Source organism: Microvirga sp. jy35 (genome assembly GCF_056148915.1).
The window spans coordinates 1-18,285 of the sequence record NZ_JBWBEW010000003.1; the positions used below are offsets into that span (position 1 = coordinate 1).

Annotated in this window: 17 protein-coding genes and 2 tRNA genes; 11 read left to right on the forward strand and 8 right to left on the reverse strand. The window is 63.8% G+C overall.

Annotated elements, in window-relative coordinates:
- Nucleotides 1-183: 183 nt before the first annotated feature.
- The gene (gene xylB, locus AC0QTX_RS03315; protein WP_474602407.1) at nucleotides 184-1,707 is read right to left on the reverse strand and encodes a xylulokinase; all 1,524 of its coding nucleotides are present in this window, start codon (nucleotides 1,705-1,707) and stop codon (nucleotides 184-186) included.
- A 107-nt stretch (nucleotides 1,708-1,814) separates the two neighbouring features.
- Here xylB and AC0QTX_RS03320 point away from each other — a divergent pair, with 107 nt between their 5' ends.
- Together AC0QTX_RS03320 and AC0QTX_RS03325 are read left to right on the forward strand one after the other, a co-directional pair.
- Entirely contained in the window at nucleotides 1,815-2,564 is a 750-nt protein-coding gene (locus AC0QTX_RS03320) for a sigma-70 family RNA polymerase sigma factor (protein ID WP_474602408.1), read from the forward strand.
- Nucleotides 2,565-2,781: 217 nt separating this feature from the next.
- A complete protein-coding gene (locus tag AC0QTX_RS03325) occupies nucleotides 2,782-3,213 on the forward strand; it encodes a hypothetical protein (protein WP_474602409.1) in 432 nt (143 codons plus the stop codon).
- A gap of 20 nt (nucleotides 3,214-3,233) precedes the next feature.
- Here the strand turns inward: AC0QTX_RS03325 and AC0QTX_RS03330 are convergent, their stop codons facing one another.
- Both AC0QTX_RS03330 and AC0QTX_RS03335 read right to left on the reverse strand, forming a co-directional pair.
- On the reverse strand, nucleotides 3,234-4,403 hold the full coding sequence (locus AC0QTX_RS03330; RefSeq protein ID WP_474602410.1) for an RtcB family protein: 1,170 nt from the start codon (nucleotides 4,401-4,403) through the stop codon (nucleotides 3,234-3,236).
- Nucleotides 4,404-4,419: 16 nt separating this feature from the next.
- Nucleotides 4,420-4,713: a hypothetical protein gene (locus AC0QTX_RS03335; protein ID WP_474602411.1), complete on the reverse strand. Its 294-nt coding sequence runs from the start codon at nucleotides 4,711-4,713 to the stop codon at nucleotides 4,420-4,422.
- Nucleotides 4,714-4,904: 191 nt separating this feature from the next.
- Here AC0QTX_RS03335 and AC0QTX_RS03340 point away from each other — a divergent pair, with 191 nt between their 5' ends.
- From AC0QTX_RS03340 to AC0QTX_RS03350, 3 genes are read left to right on the forward strand one after another with little or no spacing between them, the layout of a single operon-like run.
- Entirely contained in the window at nucleotides 4,905-6,614 is a 1,710-nt protein-coding gene (locus tag AC0QTX_RS03340; RefSeq protein WP_474602412.1) for an ArnT family glycosyltransferase, read from the forward strand.
- A gap of 47 nt (nucleotides 6,615-6,661) precedes the next feature.
- Nucleotides 6,662-7,396, forward strand: coding sequence for a glycosyltransferase family 2 protein (locus AC0QTX_RS03345; RefSeq protein ID WP_474602684.1), 735 nt, complete (start codon nucleotides 6,662-6,664; stop codon nucleotides 7,394-7,396).
- A complete protein-coding gene (locus AC0QTX_RS03350; RefSeq protein WP_474602413.1) occupies nucleotides 7,396-7,737 on the forward strand; it encodes a lipid-A-disaccharide synthase N-terminal domain-containing protein in 342 nt (113 codons plus the stop codon). The genes AC0QTX_RS03345 and AC0QTX_RS03350 overlap by 1 nt, the downstream gene beginning before the upstream one ends.
- A 44-nt stretch (nucleotides 7,738-7,781) precedes the next feature.
- Here the strand turns inward: AC0QTX_RS03350 and metC are convergent, their stop codons facing one another.
- The gene (metC, locus tag AC0QTX_RS03355) at nucleotides 7,782-8,966 is read right to left on the reverse strand and encodes a cystathionine beta-lyase (RefSeq protein ID WP_474602414.1); all 1,185 of its coding nucleotides are present in this window, start codon (nucleotides 8,964-8,966) and stop codon (nucleotides 7,782-7,784) included.
- A gap of 227 nt (nucleotides 8,967-9,193) precedes the next feature.
- Between metC and AC0QTX_RS03360 the strand changes: the two genes are divergently transcribed.
- From AC0QTX_RS03360 to AC0QTX_RS03375, 4 genes are all read left to right on the forward strand, one after another.
- Entirely contained in the window at nucleotides 9,194-10,213 is a 1,020-nt protein-coding gene (locus AC0QTX_RS03360; protein WP_474602415.1) for an amino acid ABC transporter substrate-binding protein, read from the forward strand.
- A gap of 126 nt (nucleotides 10,214-10,339) precedes the next feature.
- Nucleotides 10,340-11,551: an amino acid ABC transporter permease gene (locus AC0QTX_RS03365; RefSeq protein WP_474602416.1), complete on the forward strand. Its 1,212-nt coding sequence runs from the start codon at nucleotides 10,340-10,342 to the stop codon at nucleotides 11,549-11,551.
- A gap of 8 nt (nucleotides 11,552-11,559) precedes the next feature.
- Nucleotides 11,560-12,879: an ABC transporter permease subunit gene (locus AC0QTX_RS03370; RefSeq protein WP_474602417.1), complete on the forward strand. Its 1,320-nt coding sequence runs from the start codon at nucleotides 11,560-11,562 to the stop codon at nucleotides 12,877-12,879.
- A gap of 78 nt (nucleotides 12,880-12,957) precedes the next feature.
- Complete coding sequence (locus tag AC0QTX_RS03375) at nucleotides 12,958-13,674, forward strand: amino acid ABC transporter ATP-binding protein (RefSeq protein ID WP_474602685.1); 717 nt, start codon at nucleotides 12,958-12,960, stop codon at nucleotides 13,672-13,674.
- Between the two features lie 188 nt (nucleotides 13,675-13,862).
- On the opposite strand, the gene sseA is transcribed toward AC0QTX_RS03375, so the two are convergent.
- The 4 genes from sseA to AC0QTX_RS03395 all read right to left on the reverse strand — a co-directional run bounded on the left by sseA (nucleotide 13,863) and on the right by AC0QTX_RS03395 (nucleotide 17,216).
- Nucleotides 13,863-14,717: a 3-mercaptopyruvate sulfurtransferase gene (gene sseA, locus AC0QTX_RS03380; RefSeq protein WP_474602418.1), complete on the reverse strand. Its 855-nt coding sequence runs from the start codon at nucleotides 14,715-14,717 to the stop codon at nucleotides 13,863-13,865.
- Nucleotides 14,718-14,747: 30 nt separating this feature from the next.
- On the reverse strand, nucleotides 14,748-15,470 hold the full coding sequence (locus AC0QTX_RS03385; protein WP_474602419.1) for an alanyl-tRNA editing protein: 723 nt from the start codon (nucleotides 15,468-15,470) through the stop codon (nucleotides 14,748-14,750).
- Nucleotides 15,471-15,572: 102 nt separating this feature from the next.
- Entirely contained in the window at nucleotides 15,573-17,054 is a 1,482-nt protein-coding gene (locus AC0QTX_RS03390; RefSeq protein WP_474602420.1) for a cryptochrome/photolyase family protein, read from the reverse strand.
- Between the two features lie 87 nt (nucleotides 17,055-17,141).
- Nucleotides 17,142-17,216: transfer RNA gene (locus tag AC0QTX_RS03395), tRNA-Asn, on the reverse strand.
- Between the two features lie 210 nt (nucleotides 17,217-17,426).
- Between AC0QTX_RS03395 and AC0QTX_RS03400 the strand changes: the two genes are divergently transcribed.
- Nucleotides 17,427-17,500: transfer RNA gene (locus tag AC0QTX_RS03400), tRNA-Cys, on the forward strand.
- 22 nt (nucleotides 17,501-17,522) lie between these two features.
- A complete protein-coding gene (locus AC0QTX_RS03405) occupies nucleotides 17,523-18,185 on the forward strand; it encodes a protein-L-isoaspartate O-methyltransferase family protein (RefSeq protein ID WP_474602421.1) in 663 nt (220 codons plus the stop codon).
- Nucleotides 18,186-18,285 lie beyond the last annotated feature (100 nt).

The window sequence follows — 18,285 nt, forward strand, 5'->3', positions numbered from 1 at the left end:
GCAGGAAAGCCTGTCGTCGTGGCGGCGCCGATGAACAGGTCGACCAAGGCTTCTCCCGTAACCAAGATCATAGACTGACTCCTGATGCAGTCATGGCAGCATCCAACAAGAGGTGGCTATGCCGTAAGCAGCACGCGCCGGCCGCGAATCCAAGAGGATTTGGCTGTCCGGCCGCCGGTTTCCTCAGATCCTTTCTTCCGCCGCATGCGCGAATTCCGACCTGAGGCTTTGATAGAGGCTCCGGAACGCCTTGATCCGAGGCTGGTACTGTTCGACCAGGCGTGGCTCCGGCGCGATGGTCTCGAGAACGGCTGGCGCGGTGCAGACGTCTTCCGGGGCTTCTCCTGTGGCGGCAAGGCGCGCCAGGCGCGCCGCGCCGAAGGCCGGGCCCTTGTCGCTGCCTTGATAGCGCAAGATGGGAATGTTCAGCACGCTAGCGAAGATCCGCGTCCAGAAACGGCTTCTTGAACCTCCCCCGATGATGCCGGCTTGGGTCAGGGGCGTGCCGGCCTTCTCGAGGGCCTGCTTCGCATCGAAGAAACTGTACGCGACACCTTCGAGAACGGCCTGTATCAGATCCGTCTGCCGCGTGTCGGGCGAAAGACCAAAGAACACGCCGCGTGCATAAGGATCGTTGTGCGGTGTTCGCTCTCCCGTCAGATAGGGCAGGAAGAGAAGAGCGGATGGTCCTTGGTAAGCAGCCTCCGTTTCGAGCAGGCGCTCGCCGATCTCCCGCTTCAGGATATCGGCCGCCCAGGACAGGCAGCTCGCCCCATTCAGCATTGCGGCCATCTGGAACCAGCGATGGGGCAGGGCGTGACAGAAGGAGTGGACGACGGCTTCCGGCGCTGGGCTGTAGGCTTCGGTGGTAACGAAGAGTTGCCCCGAGGTTCCCAATGAAATGAAGGCCGCTCCGTCTCCTATGGCGCCGAGGCCGACGGCGCCCGCAGCTGCATCGCCTGCGCCACCAGCGACGACGACATCGCTGCGCAAACCCCATCGTCGGGAGAGCTCGGCTCTTACAATGCCCGAAGCCTGCGAGCCCTCGACAAGATTTGCCATGTGATCGCGGGCGAGACCGGTTGCAGCCAGCAGATCGTCTGACCAGTCGCGCCTGGCCTCATCGAGCCACCAGGTTCCGGCTGCATCAGACATGTCGGTGACAATCGCACCTGTCAATTTCAGGCGGATGAAATCCTTCGGGAGGATCACCTTGCAGAGCGCGTGGAAAGTCTCCGGTTCGTGCCTCGCCAGCCAGAGGAGTTTGGGTGCGGTGAAGCCCGGCATGGGAATGACGCCGGCTATACGCGAGAATTCGGGATGCCTCTCTTCAAGCTCCTGCGCCTCACGATACGACCGGCCATCGTTCCAGAGAACAGCGGGGCGCAGCGGCCTGTGGTCCTGGCCCAGCAACACCGCCCCATGCATCTGTCCCGACAGGCCGATGCCGCGCACATCGGCGAGTGCAGATGCGGCGTCTCTCAGCAAACCGTCCATGACCGCCTGAACAGCCTGCCACCAGGCCTCGGGGTCCTGTTCCGACCAGAGGTCTTGCGGGCGGGATATAGGCAGGGAAACCTCCGCCTCCGCAATCGTCGTCTGCCGCTCGTCGACGAGGATGGCCTTCACAGCCGATGTGCCGACATCGATCCCGAGATAGTGGGGCACGCTGCGCTCCTTGATGGTGCCGGCGCAAGGGCCGGCCATTGCCGCCAGCCTATAGCTCAGTCGCCTCCATGGGGCACGGGTGCAACGAAATCCAGAGGCCCGGCCATGAAAAATTCTCACAGCCGAATTGTCGCCAGGATATTTAAATGCCGGAGGCACGCCCCAAATATTGCCCTATGCCCGAGAAATCGAACAACCAGTCTCATTTGACCCATTCTGATGCGCCGTCCCCGGCGGCTGCGCTGAGCGCCAACGTCCGGCTGCATCTTGGAAAGCAGTTGCGGGCCCTTTACGGCGATCCCGCAGAAGACAAGCTGCCGCGCGATCTCGCGCGGCTGGTCGACCGCGTCGCCCAGGTCATCCGTGCGCACACGGAGCCCGTGGATCAGGACTTCGTCAACGGCGTGATGGACGCGCTGCCGAACCTGCGAGCCTTCGCTCTCTCCCTGACCGGGAAGGTCGATCAGGCGGAGGATCTGGTGCAGGACACGGTGCTCAAGGCGCTGACCAAGCAGGACACCTTCGAGTCCGGCACCAATCTACAGGCCTGGCTCTTCACGATCCTGCGCAACGGCTTCTACTCGACCCACCGCAAGACCAGCCGCGAAGTCGAGGACGGGGACGGGACCCATGCTGCCAGCATGATCGCCATCCCCGACCAGGAGGACAAGCTCGCGCTTCAGGACCTCTCCTCGGCTCTCGACAAGCTGCCGCAGGAACAGCGTGAGGCCATCATCCTCATCGGCGCCGAAGGCATGTCCTACGAGGATGCCGCCGAGGCCCTGGGCGTGAAGGTCGGGACGATCAAGAGCCGCGTGAACCGCGCCCGCAATCGCCTGGCCGAACTCATGGGCACACCCAGAACCGCCGATCACGACCACTCGGCGACCGCCTGACGTACCCGCCCGATGCCGTTCAGGCGTCGGGCCCGTGCCAGAGTCCGCATAGCCTGACTTTTGCTCCATGCACGGCCAAAACAGGCTGAGGCGAGTGTATGCGCCTGCCCAAAATATCAGCCGCTATCCATGGCCCGTTCCTCGAACTTTTCCCTGTGCTTCAAGGTTGAGCTTGTAGCTGGGTGGCTCGAGAAGCTCTTCTGCCAAGGAGGGGAGCATGGAACACAGGCCTCTGTCCGAACTCACTAGCGTCGCCGACCTGAAAATCCCTGAAGACGTCAAGGCTCCCGTCCTATCGAAGCGGGACCGCCTGGACCGCTGGATCGAGCTCCTGGAGCGGGAGCCCGACCGGGAGCTCAGAACCCTCGACGAAATCGAATGGAAGCCCAAGGCCCAGCGCCTCGCCATGCGGACCGACGGATCCGCCCTCACGGTGGCCTATTCCGATCCGATTCTCCGGCAAGCCGGGCTGCGCAGCGACACGTTCGGGGATGCAGTCGATTTCTTCCAGATCTCCGAGCACGACGCCCATATCGTTCTGTGCTCGTGCCATGGGGGAGAATCGATGCTCGCCGAGGAGGCGGCACGCCGCGTGCGGGGGATCCGGTCGCCAAGCCTCTGGGCGCTCTATTTCGGCTGGTTCCGATAAAGCCTTAGCCCTGGACGAGATCAGTCCTTGTAGGGATCGAACTCGCCGGGGCCCGCCATGGCCACGGCGAAGGGCCGGAGCGTGTGCTCGATCTCGATCGTTCCCTTATGGAAGGCCAGCACCTCCTCAAGGCGGCGATAGACCATGGGGCTTTCGTCCACGTCGCCGCCGCGCAGCAGAATGCCTTTCTCGCGCAGCCATGCGTCCATCTCGTCGCGGGTGAAGCGGGGAGGGCGGGTCCATTGACCTGCCTTGTTCTTCTTGCCCTTCGCCTCCATGCGGCCAAAGAGGCGTCCTGCGCCGTGGACCGTCGAGTAGAGGCTGTCGGCGCTCTCCGGGCTGTCGACACCGTGCAGGATCACCGCGTTATCCCCCATGGAGCCGCCGACGAAGCCGCGCTGGCCCGGGAAGGCTGGTGTCGCGCCCTTGCGCACCACCCAGTAATCCCGGCCCTCATGGGTCTCCCGCCAGACGAAGTTATGATGGTTGTGGACGGAATCGGTGATCTGCCCGCCGATGATCCTGCGGACGCGCTCCACCACCCACTCCCGTCCCGCATAGGCATACAGCCCGCCGAGCTTCACTCCGGCGAGGTAGCTTTGCCCGACCTCGCTGTCCTGATGGACGAGGGCCGGGTCGACCTCCATGCCGTCCTTGGCGCCGACGAGGGCCAGATGCTTGGTGGTGATCCTATGGCCGAGGCCGCGGGAGCCGAAATGCACGCCGATCCAGACGAAGCCCTCCTCGTCCTCGAACAGGTCGACGTAATGATTGCCTGAGCCGACCGTCCCCAGCTGCTGCCTGGCGACGGTCTTGAGGTCCTTGGCGCCGGCCTCATCCCACAGAGATGAATCGAAGAGTTCATGATCAACCTTGGCGGCATTCTTCTGGCCGATTCCGAAGCTGATCGTGCGTCCGATGTCCGAGAGAATGCGGCCTGCGTGGGCTGCGATGTCCTCGTAGCGGGTGTCGAGCCGGACCGCCATGTTGCCGCAGGCGATATCGAAGCCGACCCCGCTGATGGAGATATGTTCCTCATAGGCCACGACCCCGCCGATGGGGTGGGCATAGCCTAGATGACCGTCGGCGCAGAGCACGCCCTTGAAGGCGCTTCCCGCCTCCATGCAGCGGTGGAGCTGCCTGATGGTTTTCTCTTCGTGCTCGCCAAAAATGCGGGTATTCGCCGACACTCCGGTCTCCTATGGGTTATGGACGATTGTTGTAGCGCTCACGCAGGCGCTCGACTTCGCGCTGGAGGGCGTCGAGACCGCGCGCGATGTCCCGGCCCATGTTCTCGACGACTCCCGTGCCGGCAGCTACATCCGGACAGTCGAGAGTTCCATCACGGCGGTGCCGGGGCGTGATCCCGCCCTGGGGGGTGAGCAGATAGGCACAGCCCGTATCCTCGTCACGCCAGACCACGGGCCGATCGAGGGCCGTGGCCGGCTGCGCCAGCGTCGCCACAAGCGCAGCGGTGAACCAGCGGACAGATCTGTTCATGATCCACCTCTCGGTTGAACCTGACCTCACTGGCAATGCCCGCTTCAGGGCGCGTGTTCCTCAAGGGGCAGGCCGCTGCCTTCCGTCGATTTGACTTCGAGCCGGGTTTGGAGGACATGACGCGGTTTAACGGCCGTGTACCAAAGGGCATCATTGCCCGCACGATGGCTTTCCCGCCTCCGGAGTGATTGATGGACGGTTCTGTCCCCCAGCAACGGATGACCTTGCGCCACTTGTCCGTGGCGCAGCTGACGAGCGTCGTCGAGCGGAGCCATGCGCGGCTTTGCGCCGTGCTCGTGCTGCTGTCGCTCGTCTGTTTCCTGCCGGGCTTCACCACGCTTCAGCCCATGGATCGGGACGAACCGCGCTATGCGCAGGCCTCCAAGCAGATGCTGGAAACGGGCGACTTCGTGGACATCCGGTTCCAGGATGAGGCCCGGCACAAAAAGCCTGTGGGCATCTATTGGATGCAGAGCGCCAGCGTCGCCATCGGAGAGGCCCTGGGGGTGCCGGAGGCGCGGACCACCATTGCGCTCTACCGGATTCCCTCCCTGCTCGGAGCCATTGCGACGGTCCTGCTGACCTACTGGGCGGCCCTGGCGTTCTTCGGGAGGCGGGGGGCGTTCCTGACGGCGGCCCTGATGGCGACCTGCGTCATCCTCATGGTCGAAGCGCGCCTCGCCAAGACCGACGCCATGCTCACCGCCTGCTCGGTGGCCGTGATGGGAGGGCTCGCTCGGGCTTACCTGAGCCGAGGCGCCGGCGTTTTGCCGAGGCGGGCGCTGCTGATCTTCTGGACCGGCTTTGCCTTAGGGATTCTGATCAAGGGGCCGCTCGTCCTCATGTTCGCCGGCTTGGCTGCCGCGGTTCTGTCCTACAAGGAGCGTTCCGCCCGCTGGCTACTGACCCTGAGGCCCTGGTACGGCCTTCTCTTCACCCTTGCGGTCGTGCTGCCGTGGTTCGTCGCCATCGCCATCAAGAGCGGCGGCGAGTTCTTCGCGGCCTCGGTCGGGAAGGACATGCTCGGCAAGGTCGGTACGGCGCAGAAGTACCACTGGGCCCCGCCCGGCTTCTATCTGCTGTCCTTCTTCGCGACCTTCTGGCCGGGCGCGATCCTGAGCGCCATCGCGGTGCCCTTCGCCTGGATTCATCGCCGGGAGGAGCCTGTGGCCTTCGCTCTCGCCTGGATCGTACCGTCCTGGATCGTCTTCGAGGCGGTTCCGACGAAGCTGCCGCATTATACCATGCCGCTGCTTCCAGCGGTGGCGATCATCACGGTGATGGCGGTCGCCCGGCACTTCGTGGGGCCCCATCGACCGGCCGCGAAGCTGGCGACGGTGCTGATCCCGTTCATCCCGGTCGGCCTCGCCATCGGCCTGTCGGCGGTGGCCTGGTCCTTTGATGGCCTGCCGCCGTTCCGGGCACTGCCTGCGCTCCTCTTGTCTTCCCTTCTCGCCCTCTGGGCCTGGTGGCTGTTCGTGAGGAACAGGATGGTCCCGACTCTATGGGCTGGCTTCATGGCCTCGGCCTTCCTCTCTGTCGGCGTATTCGGCTTCGCCCAGCTCGATCTGCGCTCACTCAAGATCTCGGACCATCTCGCCGAAGTGGCGCGCAACGTGCCCTGCGGGAATCCGCAGGTCGCGACCCTTGGCTACCGGGAGCCCAGCCTCGTGTTCCTGGCCGGCACGAACCTCGACATGCTCGACAGCGGGGCGGAGGCCTCCCAGTTCCTGAGCCAGGGCGGCTGCCGGGTCGTGTTCGTGGACAGGCGATTCGAGGGCGAGTTCCAGGCCGAGAACGAGCGCCTGCAGCAGCGACCCGTGCTCTCGACCAGGGTTCAGGGATTCAATATCAACAGCGGGCGGCAGGTCGAGATCGCGGCTTACGCGACAGGCTTTTAGAGCCTGACATGCCCTTCGAAGAGGTGGCCGGGAACGGCCCTGCACGGATGACCGACCTTTCCACAAGCCCGCGCATCAGCGTCGTGGTGCCCGTCAAGAACGAGGCGCTCAACATCCTCCCCCTGGTGGAGGAGATCGAGCGGGCCTGTACCGCCCTTGCGCCCTTCGAGGTGATCTATGTGGACGATGGTTCGACAGACGACACCGGGCAGCAGGTTCTGAGCGCCCGCACGACGCGTACGTGGCTGCGCCTCGTGCGCCATCAGGCGAGCTGCGGCCAGAGCGCAGCCGTCCGGACCGGCGTTCAGGCCGCCCATGCCCCCGTCGTGATCACCCTGGACGGGGACGGACAGAATGATCCGGCCTTCATTCCCCAGCTCGTCGCTGCCCTGGACGATCCGGCCGTTGCCCTTGCGGCGGGGCAAAGGATCGGGCGCAAGGACGGCCCATACAAGAAGTGGCAGTCACGCATCGCCAACGGCGTCCGGGGGCGCATTCTGAAGGACGGCACCCGGGATACAGGCTGCGGGCTCAAGGCCTTCCGGCGTGACGTCTATCTGCGCCTGCCGTATTTCGATGCCCTGCACCGTTTCATGCCGGCCCTGATCAAGCGCGAGGGTTACCAGGTCGCCCATGTGGACGTGGTCGACCGCCCCCGTCATGCGGGGCGCTCGAACTACGGGATGTTCGACCGTCTGTGGGTTGGAATCCTTGACTTGGCCGGAGTGTGGTGGTTGATCCGGCGCCGCCGCCGCGTTCCCGCTGCCCAGGAAATCGTCTGATGCTGATGCGCCTGTCCCACGACCTGGGACTCTACTTCTACGACGTCATCGTCGCTCGCTTCGATCTCTGGGCCGCTTTCGGGGTCCTGGCCCAGCTCGTCTTCGGCGCGCGCTTCATCGTCCAGTGGATCGCCAGCGAAAAGGCTGAGAAGAGCGTGATCCCGATGGGGTTCTGGTTTCTCTCCATCGCCGGTGGGCTGATGACCATGGTCTACGGCTTTGCCCGGCGCGACATCGTCATCATCCTGCCCCAGACCCTGTCGATCTTCATTTACGTCCGCAACCTGATGCTGATCGCCAAGGAAAGGCGGCGGAAGGCCGAGACCGAGCTGCCGACGTGATGAGCCCTGTCACGCCGGCATCCGCAACCCTCGGCTTTTGAACCTCAGTCTGCTTCGCGCAGACGGGTGAAGCCCGCATCAAGGTCCCGCTTCAGATCCTCCAGATCCTCAAGCCCGATATGGAAGCGGAGCGCGTGGCCGCCCGGCTCCCATCGGGTGGCCGTGCGGTAGCTGGCGCAGTTGAAGGGAATCACGAGGCTCTCGAATCCGCCCCAGGAATAGCCCATGCCGAAGAGCGAAAGGCCGTCGAGCATGGCGGCGAGCGCCTGGTCCGAGCAGGGCTTGAGGACGATCGAGAACAGGCCCGACGAACCCTTGAAGTCCCGCTTCCAGATCTCGTGTCCGGGATAGCTTCCGAGCGCCGGGTGGAGCACACGGGCCACTTCGGGTCGAGCTTCGAGCCAGCGGGCCATCTCCAGAGCCTGCTTTTCGTGCTCGCGCAGGCGCAGCGCCATGGTGCGCAGGCCCCTCAACCCCAAGAACACATCCTCCGGACCAGGGCACATGGCGAAGGAATCATAGGTCTCGCGCAGGGCCTTGAAGCAGCGTTCATTGGCCGAGACCATGCCGAGCAGAAGGTCCGATCCGCCGCTGAGATACTTGGTGCCGGCCTCGATGGCGATGTCCACGCCGCGCTCGTGCGGCGGGAAGAGCAGGGGCGTCGCCCAGGTATTGTCCATGAGGACCACGGCCCCATGCCGGTGCGCCACCTCGGCGATGGCCGGGATGTCCTGCATCTCGAATGACTGCGATCCCGGAGCCTCCGTGAAGACGGCTGCGGAGTTCGGACGGAGCAGGGCCTCGATCCCGGCGCCGATCGAGGGGTCGTAATAGGTGGTTTCCACACCAAATTTCTTGAGCATCCCGTTGCAGAAGTGCCGGGTCGGCAGATAGACCGAATCCGTCATCAGCAGGTGGTCGCCGGCCTTGAGGCAGGACATGACGGCGACGGTGACTGCCGCAAGACCGGAAGGCGCCAGGACCGTACCCGCGGCGTGGGTGAGCTCCGTCCAGGCGATTTCGAGGGAATTCGTGGTCGGAGTCCCTTTCGTTCCATAGGAATAGCGGCCGCGCCGGTGCAGCAGGTCGTCGGTCGTGGGATAGAGCACCGTGGAGCCGCGATAGATCGGCGTATTCACGAATCCGTGCTGCTCGAAGGGCTCCCGTCCGGCATGGACGAGGCGGGTGCGTTCCGAGACGTTTTCAGGCTTTGGGGGGAGTTTTGACATCGGCTCAAGGGCTTGCTGAGGAGGTCCCGATCTGAAACTGCGCCGCCTCCGGCGTCAAGTCGGCCACGAATTGCCTCCCATCAAGACTTGACCAGTGATCAATCATTGAATTTGATGGATTTCGATGCCGTCTCGACCGAGGCGGCGTGGAACGGTCTAACCGAGGCTCGGCTGGGGGTAACCTGGAACCGTCGGGTCATGCGGAACTATTGGGAGAACATACCAACATGAAAAAGGCTCTCGTATCGATTGCCTTCGGTCTGACTGCCAGCCTGTTCGCCACGGGCGCATCGGCCCAGGCAACACTGAACAGCGTGAAGCAGAAGGGCTTTCTGACCTGCGGCTCGAACACGGGTCTCGCCGGCTTCGGCCAGCCTGACGCCCAGGGCAACTGGACCGGCCTCGACGTCGACCTCTGCCGCGCCATCGCGGCTGCGATCTTCGACGATCCGACCAAGGTCCGCTACATCCCGCTCGCCGCCAAGGACCGCTTCACGGCGCTCCAGTCGGGCGAGGTGGACGTGCTGTCCCGCAACTCGACTGCGACCATGTCGCGCGACACGCAGCTCGGCCTCGACTTCCCGGCCATCAACTACTTCGACGGCCAGGGCTTCATGGTCCGCAAGAAGCTTGGTGTCTCCTCCGCCAAGGAGCTGAACGGCGCCTCGATCTGCACCCAGCAGGGCACCACGACCGAGCTGAACCTCGCCGACTACTTCCGTGCCAACAACATGAAGTACGAAGTGGTGGCCTTCGCGACCTCGGACGAGACCTTCAAGGCCTATGACGCCGGCCGCTGCGACGCGTTCACCACCGATGCCTCGGGCCTGTACGCCGAGCGCCTGCGCGCCTCGGCTCCGGACGATCATATCGTCCTGCCCGAAATCATCTCGAAGGAGCCGCTTGGCCCGGCCGTCCGCCACGGCGACAACCAGTGGGGCGATATCGTCCGCTGGACCCATATGGCCATGCTGAACGCTGAAGAGCTCGGCGTTAACAAAGCCAATGTCGACCAGATGAAGACCTCCGACAACCCGGAGATCAAGCGCCTGCTCGGCACCGAGGGCAAGTTCGGCGAGACCGTCGGCCTGACCAACGACTGGGCCGTCCGTGTCATCAAGCACGTGGGCAATTACGGCGAGTCGTTCGAGAAGAACGTCGGCGAAGGCTCCCGTCTGAAGATCAAGCGCGGCCAGAACGCGCTCTGGACCAAGGGCGGTCTGCAATACGGCATCCCGGTTCGCTAAGCCAACCGAAACAGGGCGTCCGGATCTTCCGGGCGCCCTTCAAGAACACGCCTCGACAATAACAAAAAGCCGCTTGACCCAGGCACGAACAGGGGATGACGGCCTGGTATCAAGAGCCGCCAGAGGATGAACTCAGTGCAGACCGCTGTCAGTCAGACATCGCCCCCCAAGAAATCGTTTCTCTACGATCCGAAGGTTCGTGGAGCTTTTTATCAGGTCGTCCTCGTCGCGGCGATCATCTTCCTGTTCTACGTGGCCGCGACGAACGCCATCGAGAACCTGCAGCGCGCCAAGATTGCCTCGGGCTTCGGGTTCCTCAACAACACGGCCGGCTTCGACATCAGCCAGACCCTGATTCAGTTCAGCGCGGCCGGCGGCACCTATGGCGATGCCTTCATCGTCGGCCTTCTGAACACCCTGATCGTCTCGGCGATCGGCATCTTCTTCACGACCTTTCTCGGCTTCATCCTCGGCATCGCGCGCCTGTCCAAGAACTGGATGGTGGCGAAGGTCGCCATGGTCTATGTGGAGGTGCTGCGCAACATCCCGCTGCTGGTCCAGCTCCTGTTCTGGTACATCGCGGTGCTCGGGACCTTGCCGCAGCCGCGCAATTCCCTTGAGATGGGTGCGGGCTTCTACCTGAACTCCCGCGGCCTGTTCATGGCCAGACCCCTCTGGGCGTCCAACATTGGCGTGCTGGTTGCTGTCCTGTTGATTGGCCTCGTCGGCTCGTTCATCTACCGCCGCTGGGCCAGCAAGCAGCAGGAGCAGACCGGCCGGCAATCCCCCGTCGTCAAGGTGACGCTCGCCCTGGTTCTCGGCCTGCCGATTCTGACCTGGATCCTGCTGGCGCTGTTCGGTGCCAATCCCATCAGCTTCGAGTTGCCGCGCAAGGGCACGTTCAACCTCACCGGCGGCATGCAGATCCTGCCCGAATTCGTGGCGCTGCTTCTCGGCCTCGTCACCTATACGGCCGCCTTCATCGCCGAGGTCGTCCGCGCCGGAATCCTCGCAGTGTCGAAGGGGCAGACGGAGGCTGCGGGCTCCCTTGGCCTCAAACCGAACCAGATTCTGCGCCTCGTAGTCATCCCGCAGGCCATGCGGGTCATCATCCCGCCGCTGACGAGCCAGTACCTGAACCTGACCAAGAACTCGTCCCTTGCGGTCGCCATCGGATACCCCGATCTGGTGCAGGTCTTCATGGGTACCGTGCTCAACCAGACAGGCCAGGCCATCGAGGTCGTGGTGATCACCATGGGCGTGTACCTGACAATCAGCCTGCTGACCTCGTTCTTCATGAACATCTACAACCGCCGTGTGGCGATCGTCGAACGGTAGGAGATCCTATGAGCACCGCCGTCGATATGCCCAATTTCGTGCGCGCCAGGGAGGTGGAGGCTCTGCCTCCGCCCAATCTGGCTCGCGGACCCATTGCCTGGATCCGGCAGAATCTCTTTTCCGGTCCCTTCAACACGATCCTGACTTTGGTGGTTTTCTACCTCCTGTATGTCAGCGTTCCGCCGCTCCTGAAGTTCCTCATCATCGATGCGGTCTGGACCGGCACCGACCGCGCCGCCTGCCGCGCCGATACCGGCGGCAGCGAGAGCGGCGCCTGCTGGGCCTTCATCTGGGACAAGCTCAATTACTTCATCTACGGCTCCTACACGATCTCGGAGCGCTGGCGGGTGAACATCTTCTTCGCCCTCCTGGCCGTCGGCGTCGTGTGGCTCCTGTGGCTGAAGGCGCCGCGCCGTGATCTGGGGGCGGTTTATTTCTTCTGGGTGTTTCCGGTCGTCTCGTATGTCCTGCTGACGGGCGGCAACGAGAGCTTCAGCGGCCGCTTCTGGATCGGCTTTGCCATCCTTGGCGCGTTGGTGATTGCGCTCTTTGCCTTCGTGGCGGCCTTGCTCAAGGCCTCCCTGCGCCCGGCGCTCATCCTCGGTGGTGGCATCGTGGCGGTGATCGGCATCACGCTCGCGCTGGTCGATCTCGATTTCGGTCTCGCCCATGTGCCCACGTCCCTGTGGGGCGGCGTTCTCGTGACCTTGCTGGTGGCGACGGTCGGCATCGTGGTGTCGCTGCCGTTCGGCATCGTGCTGGCACTCGGGCGGAGATCGAAGCTGCCGATCGTCCGGATGGCCTCGGTGATCTTCATCGAGTTCGTGCGTGGCGTGCCGCTGATCACGGTTCTGATCATGGCGAACACCATGCTGCCGCTCTTCTTACCGGGCGACATGACGGTGGATCGCCTGCTGCGGCCGCTCATCGGGACGGCGCTCTTCGCCTCCGCCTATATGGCCGAGGTGGTGCGCGGCGGCCTTCAGGCCATGCCGAAGGGGCAGTATGAGGGCGCGATGTCCCTGGGCCTCAACTACCCGCAGATGATGTCCCTCATCATCCTGCCGCAGGCCCTGCGCATCGTGATCCCAGGCATCGTGAACACCTTCATCGGCCTGTTCAAGGACACCTCCCTTGTGGCCATCGTGGGCATCTTCGATCTGGTCAAGACCATCGAGGCGTCGCGCATCGATCCGGCCTGGGCGGCGCCCACCATCGGCATCACGGGTTATGCTTTTGCGGCCCTGTTCTACTTCGTCTTCTGCTTTGGCATGTCTCGATACTCCCTCGGGGTCGAGCGGCGCCTTGCGGCTGGTCAGAAACGGTAAACATCCATGGCAACGACAATGTCTGCTCAGCATATTCCTTCCGCCGCGATCGACCCGAACGCCCAGCCGGCGATCGAGATGATCGATGTCCACAAGTGGTTCGGCGAGTTCCACGTTCTGCGGGACATCAACCTGAACGTGCAGCGCGGCGAGCGCATCGTGATCTGCGGTCCATCCGGATCCGGCAAGTCCACGATGATCCGCTGCATCAACCGCCTCGAGGAGCATCAGAAGGGCCGCATCATCGTCGACGGCGTCGAGCTGCTGGACGACCTCAAGCGCATCGACGAAGTGCGCCGGGACGTCGGTATGGTTTTCCAGCACTTCAATCTCTTCCCGCACCTGACCATCCTGGAGAATTGCACGCTTGCCCCGATCTGGGTGAAGAAGATGCCCAGGAAGGAGGCGGAGGAGGTGGCCATGCACTACCTGACCCGGGTCAAGATCCCGGAGCAGGCGAACAAGTATCCGGGCCAGCTCTCCGGCGGCCAGCAGCAGCGCGTGGCGATCGCCCGCTCCCTGTGCATGAGCCCCAAGATCATGCTGTTCGACGAGCCGACCTCGGCGCTGGATCCCGAGATGGTCAAGGAAGTGCTCGACACCATGGTGGGGCTGGCCGACGAGGGCATGACCATGCTGTGCGTGACCCACGAAATGGGCTTCGCCCGTCAGGTGGCCGACCGGGTGATCTTCATGGATTACGGGCAGATCGTGGAGATGAACACGCCGGACGAGTTCTTCCGCAACCCACAGCACGAGCGGACCCGCCTCTTTCTGTCCCAGATCCTGCACTGAGGCTGATCGACCGAAATGCAAAAGGCCCCAAGTTCACTTGGGGCCTTTTTCTTTCACTTGTTTGTCCATCCTGACGTCATGGCCGGGCTTGTCCCGGCCATCCCGGTTCTGAAAGGCTCCGTGCTTCATCGATCGAGACACCGGCACAAGGCCGGTGATGACGTAGGGGCAAGGGGCTGTGAGGGTTGCTAATCCCTCTTCCCCGGTCCCGTCGCCACCGGCAGATCCTCCCGCGCTCCCCATTCGGCCCAGGCCCCGTCATAGATCGCCTTGATCGGGCGGCCTGCGACCTCGAAGGCGACGCCGAGAATGGCCGCCGAGACGCCGGAGCCGCAACTCGTGATCACCGGCTGGCGGAGATCGATGCCGGCCTCGGCAATCGCCTTCTCGAGTCCCTCCCGGTCCTTCAAGCGGCCGTTCTCGACGATCCGGTCGAAGGGCAGGTTGAGACTGCCTGGAATGTGCCCCATGCGAAGGCCGGGGCGAGGCTCGGGAGCATCGCCTTTGAAGCGATCGGCCGGGCGTGCATCGACCACCTGAGCGGCCTTTGATTGCAGCGCACCCTGCACGGCGGTTGCATCGGCGACAATGGAAGGGTTGAAACTGGGCGTGAAAGTCCGGGGAGCGCGAGGCTTCTCCGGTCCGCTCTCGACCGGCATCCCTTCAGCCTTCCAGGCGGGAAAACCGCCGTCGAGGATCGACACGTTGCGCGCGCCGAAAGCCTGGAAGGTCCAGCGGACGCGTGGGGCCGAGAAGAGGCCGGCGCCGTCGTAGACGACGATGGTCATGTCTTCGCTGATCCCCATGGCACCGACGGCCTTCGCGAAATCCTCCGGCGAGGGCAGCATGTGGGGCAGGGAGGACGCGGTGTCCTTAACGGTGTCGATGTCGAACCGGACAGCACCGGGAATGTGGCCTGCGAGATATTCAGCCTGCGGATCGCGGTTCTGAGTAGGCAGATACCAGGAGCCGTCCACAACCACGATGTTTCGATCGTTCACATGCTCCTGGAGCCAGGCGGTCGACACGAAGGGTTGAGACATGGGCCACTCCTCTCGAATGGGAGACAGGGTTCAGTCGGCAAGGGACAGGCGAACACGCCGGTTCTGCTTGCCCTTCTTCTCAATGTCGGTGATGAGGACCGTACCGATCTCAGCCGTGTGCCGCACATGGGTGCCGCCGCAGGGCTGTAGATCGATCCCCTCGATCTCCACCAGTCGCACCCGTCCGGACCCGCGCGGCGGCTTCACCGACATGGTCTTCACAAGACCGGGATTGGCATCGAGCTCCTCATCGGTGATCCAGCGCTCGGTGACGGGGGCATCGCGTGCAATGAGGGCGTTCAGTTTGTCCGTGATCTCACCCTTGTCGAGGCCCGAGTCCGGGATGTCGAAATCCAGCCGCCCGTCGCCATCCCCGATGGCGCCGCCGGTCACGGGGTAGGGCAGCACAACGCTCAGGAGATGAAGGGCCGTATGAACGCGCATGCGCTTGAAGCGCCGCGGCCAGTCGAGCTGCAGGGTCACGGTCTCGCCTTCCGACAGCCGGGATGCCGCCTCCGTTCCGACCAGATGCGCCACCTGCGAGCGATCGGCCGCGTAAACGGTGTTGGTGATCTCGATCCTGTCGCCATCGGCCTTCACGAGAGCGCCCACATCCCCCGGCTGCCCGCCGCCCTGAGCATAGAACACAGTTCGGTCGAGAACGATGCCGCCCTCCGGTGTGGTTCCGAGAACCCGCGCTTCGCAGGAGGTGGCATAGGCGTCGTCGCGGAAAAGCAGCATCGTGGCGGTCATGAGCGTCTCAACAAGTGGCAGGGCGGTTAGCCTTTGTGCGAAAGGCGGGGCGATGCTGACGGCAATGGGCTCGGCGGGTCAAGCTATTCTCTTCGTCGGATATCATGAGGCGGGTTCCGGCGCCGGACCTCGGAGGCTGCGAAAGGCCTGGAGGGCACGCTCTCGTGCCGGGCCATGATGAACGACAGGTGCAGGGTAGGTTTCGCCCAGAACAACGCCTGCCGCGCGAAGTACGCCGGGTGGAGCCTCCCAGGGTTTGTGGACGAAGCCCGGCGGGAGCCGCGAGAGTTCGGGCACATAGGTTCGAATGTAATCTCCCTCCGGATCGAACTTCTCGCCCTGGGATACCGGGTTGAAAATCCGGTGGAAGGGAGCCGAATCCGGACCGGAGCCTGCGATCCACTGCCAGCTGAAGGCATTGTTGGCCTGATCCGCATCGACGAGGGTGTCCCAGAACCAGGCCTCGCCCTGCCGCCAGTCGGTCAGCAGGTGCTTGACCAGAAAGGACGCGGTGATCATGCGCACCCGGTTGTGCATCCAGCCTTTCTGCCAAAGCTGGCGCATGCCGGCATCGACGATGGGATAGCCGGTGATGCCTCTCTTCCAGGCTTTGAGGGTCGCGCGATCGTTAGCCCATGGGAAGTTCTCAAACCGGCGGCTGTGCGGCCTGACCGGCAGATGCGGATAGAAATGGAGCAGCTGGTGGGTGAAGTCGCGCCAGGCGATCTCGCTCAGGAACTTCTGCGCATCCCGCTCCAAGCCGGGTTCGCCGGCAACCGCATTCATGACCGAATGCCAAACCTGGCGGGGGCTGATCTCCCCGAACCGGAGGTGCGGCGACAGGCGCGAAGTCCCTGCCTGCGAAGGCCTGTCCCGCCCCTCGGCATAACCTTCCAGCCCCGTCTCGATGAACCGGGCGAGCCCGGCTTGGGCAACCTGCTCACCCCGCTGCCATTCCCGTCTCATGCCGCCGGCCCAGTCGGGAGATGAGGGTTCGAGGCCGAGCTCCGCCAGCGGGACGGCTTGATCGAGGATGGACTGCGCCCAGACACCCCCTGCCACCCGGCGGGGTGCGGGAAGCGGAGGCTGGATGGACCGGGCGTTCACGGCCCGAAGGTAGGGGGTGAAGACCTGAAACGGCTTGCCGGCCTGGTTGGTGATCTCCCAGGGCTCATGCAGGAGCCGGCCATTGAAGCTGTGGGCCTTGGTGCCGCGATCCGCCAGGCGCTTCTTGACAGCGCTGTCGATGGCGATCTCGGCCGCCCCGTAACGGCGGTTCCAGTAGATTGCCGAAGCCCCGGTTGCTTGGACGACCTCTTCGACCGTCGCGAGAGCGGGGCCTCTGAAGATCAGCAGGTTGGACCCGGTGCTCTCCAACGCGTTACCGAGTGCCTTTAGTGATCCATGAAGCCACCAGCGAGCTGCGCCTCCAAGCGGACGGGCCCCCTCGGAAGCCTCGTCGAACACGTAAAAGCATAGAACCTGCGACCCGGTGGCTGCCGCGGCGGACAGGGCAGGGTTATCGCTCAGGCGATGATCGTCGCGGAACCAAACGAGGACGGGGGCGTGTGAATCGCTGCTCATGGCGGCACATTACAGTCCCGCTTCCGGGACGCGACACCGCAGAGCGAGGAGATCGACAGCTTGTGATCGAGGATCAGACGGATAGGTTGGCTCCGGCGGTAGGATTCGAACCTACGACCAACGGATTAACAGTCCGCTGCGCTACCGCTGCGCCACGCCGGAATAAGCCTAACCTCCAAAGAAGCTGATCTGTGAGCTTCTTGAGCGCCGCGGTGTCTTCGAAGACCGTTCCCCGGCGAGGTGGGAGGCATATAGCACGGGTTTCGGGCGTTGCAACCCCCTTCTTGGGGCACCGGAGTTCAAAAGGGGCTGTTGCTCTTTGGGGGGACGCTTGCTATGGAGCAGCCGTCGCGTTCGCGGCACGCCCCGGATGGCCTCGTGGCGGAGTGGTTACGCAGAGGACTGCAAATCCTTGCACCCCGGTTCGATTCCGGGCGAGGCCTCCAACAATTTCTGAAGGCACTGTCGATGGTCGATTTCGCTCAAGCGCGCCGTATCATGGTTGATGGCCAGCTGCGCACTTTCGATGTGAACGACATCCCCCTGCTCGATGCCATGGACACGGTACCGCGCGAGCTTTTTGTGCTCTCGGGTCGTGAAGAGCTTGCCTATATCGACCAGGATATTCTCGTCAGCGATGGCGCAGAGCGCCGCTACATGCTCTCTCCGATGATCCTAGGGCGTCTGGTTCAGGCTCTCGGGATCGAAGCGGGAGACCGCGTCCTCGACGTGGCCTGCGGCCGCGGCTATGCCTCAGCGGTGTTCAGCGAGCTTGGAGCCCGGGTGACGGCGCTCGAAGCCGACGATGTCCTTGCCGTCGCCGCAAGGCAGAGCCTGAGCGCTGCCGGCGCAGGAAACGTCACCGTCGTGACGGGACCGCTGGAGCAGGGCCATGCGGCCAACGCTCCTTATGACGCCATTCTCATCAACGGCGCTGTCGAGGTTCGCCCTGAGGCCCTGCTCCAGCAGCTTGCCGAAGGGGGGCGTCTTGCCTGCGTGAAGGGCCGTGGGCGCGCAGCCCGTGCAACCCTCTACGTGCGCACAGGCGATGCCATCGGTGAGCGCGCCATGTTCGAAGCGGCCGCTCCTTTGCTGGCGCCTTTCGTTCTGGCTCCTGGCTTCACGTTCTAATCCTTTCCAAGTCCTTTATTTCTGAGGCTCGCGGTGTCGCTTTTTTGCGCCACTCCGGCGCAAAAATGGAAATGAGCGCAGCGCGTTGTTGCCGACTCGG

Coding starts and splice junctions, on each gene's coding strand:
- sseA (WP_474602418.1), bottom strand. CDS start 14,717: ATGTCTCAACCCTTCGTGTCGACCGCCTGGCTCCAGGAGCATGTGAAC.
- AC0QTX_RS03405 (WP_474602421.1), top strand. CDS start 17,523: ATGGTCGATTTCGCTCAAGCGCGCCGTATCATGGTTGATGGCCAGCTG.
- AC0QTX_RS03370 (WP_474602417.1), top strand. CDS start 11,560: ATGAGCACCGCCGTCGATATGCCCAATTTCGTGCGCGCCAGGGAGGTG.
- AC0QTX_RS03390 (WP_474602420.1), bottom strand. CDS start 17,054: ATGAGCAGCGATTCACACGCCCCCGTCCTCGTTTGGTTCCGCGACGAT.
- xylB (WP_474602407.1), bottom strand. CDS start 1,707: ATGGCCGGCCCTTGCGCCGGCACCATCAAGGAGCGCAGCGTGCCCCAC.
- AC0QTX_RS03365 (WP_474602416.1), top strand. CDS start 10,340: ATGAACTCAGTGCAGACCGCTGTCAGTCAGACATCGCCCCCCAAGAAA.
- AC0QTX_RS03345 (WP_474602684.1), top strand. CDS start 6,662: ATGACCGACCTTTCCACAAGCCCGCGCATCAGCGTCGTGGTGCCCGTC.
- AC0QTX_RS03360 (WP_474602415.1), top strand. CDS start 9,194: ATGAAAAAGGCTCTCGTATCGATTGCCTTCGGTCTGACTGCCAGCCTG.
- AC0QTX_RS03325 (WP_474602409.1), top strand. CDS start 2,782: ATGGAACACAGGCCTCTGTCCGAACTCACTAGCGTCGCCGACCTGAAA.
- metC (WP_474602414.1), bottom strand. CDS start 8,966: ATGTCAAAACTCCCCCCAAAGCCTGAAAACGTCTCGGAACGCACCCGC.
- AC0QTX_RS03320 (WP_474602408.1), top strand. CDS start 1,815: ATGCCGGAGGCACGCCCCAAATATTGCCCTATGCCCGAGAAATCGAAC.
- AC0QTX_RS03350 (WP_474602413.1), top strand. CDS start 7,396: ATGCTGATGCGCCTGTCCCACGACCTGGGACTCTACTTCTACGACGTC.
- AC0QTX_RS03375 (WP_474602685.1), top strand. CDS start 12,958: ATGATCGATGTCCACAAGTGGTTCGGCGAGTTCCACGTTCTGCGGGAC.
- AC0QTX_RS03335 (WP_474602411.1), bottom strand. CDS start 4,713: ATGAACAGATCTGTCCGCTGGTTCACCGCTGCGCTTGTGGCGACGCTG.
- AC0QTX_RS03385 (WP_474602419.1), bottom strand. CDS start 15,470: ATGACCGCCACGATGCTGCTTTTCCGCGACGACGCCTATGCCACCTCC.
- AC0QTX_RS03340 (WP_474602412.1), top strand. CDS start 4,905: ATGGACGGTTCTGTCCCCCAGCAACGGATGACCTTGCGCCACTTGTCC.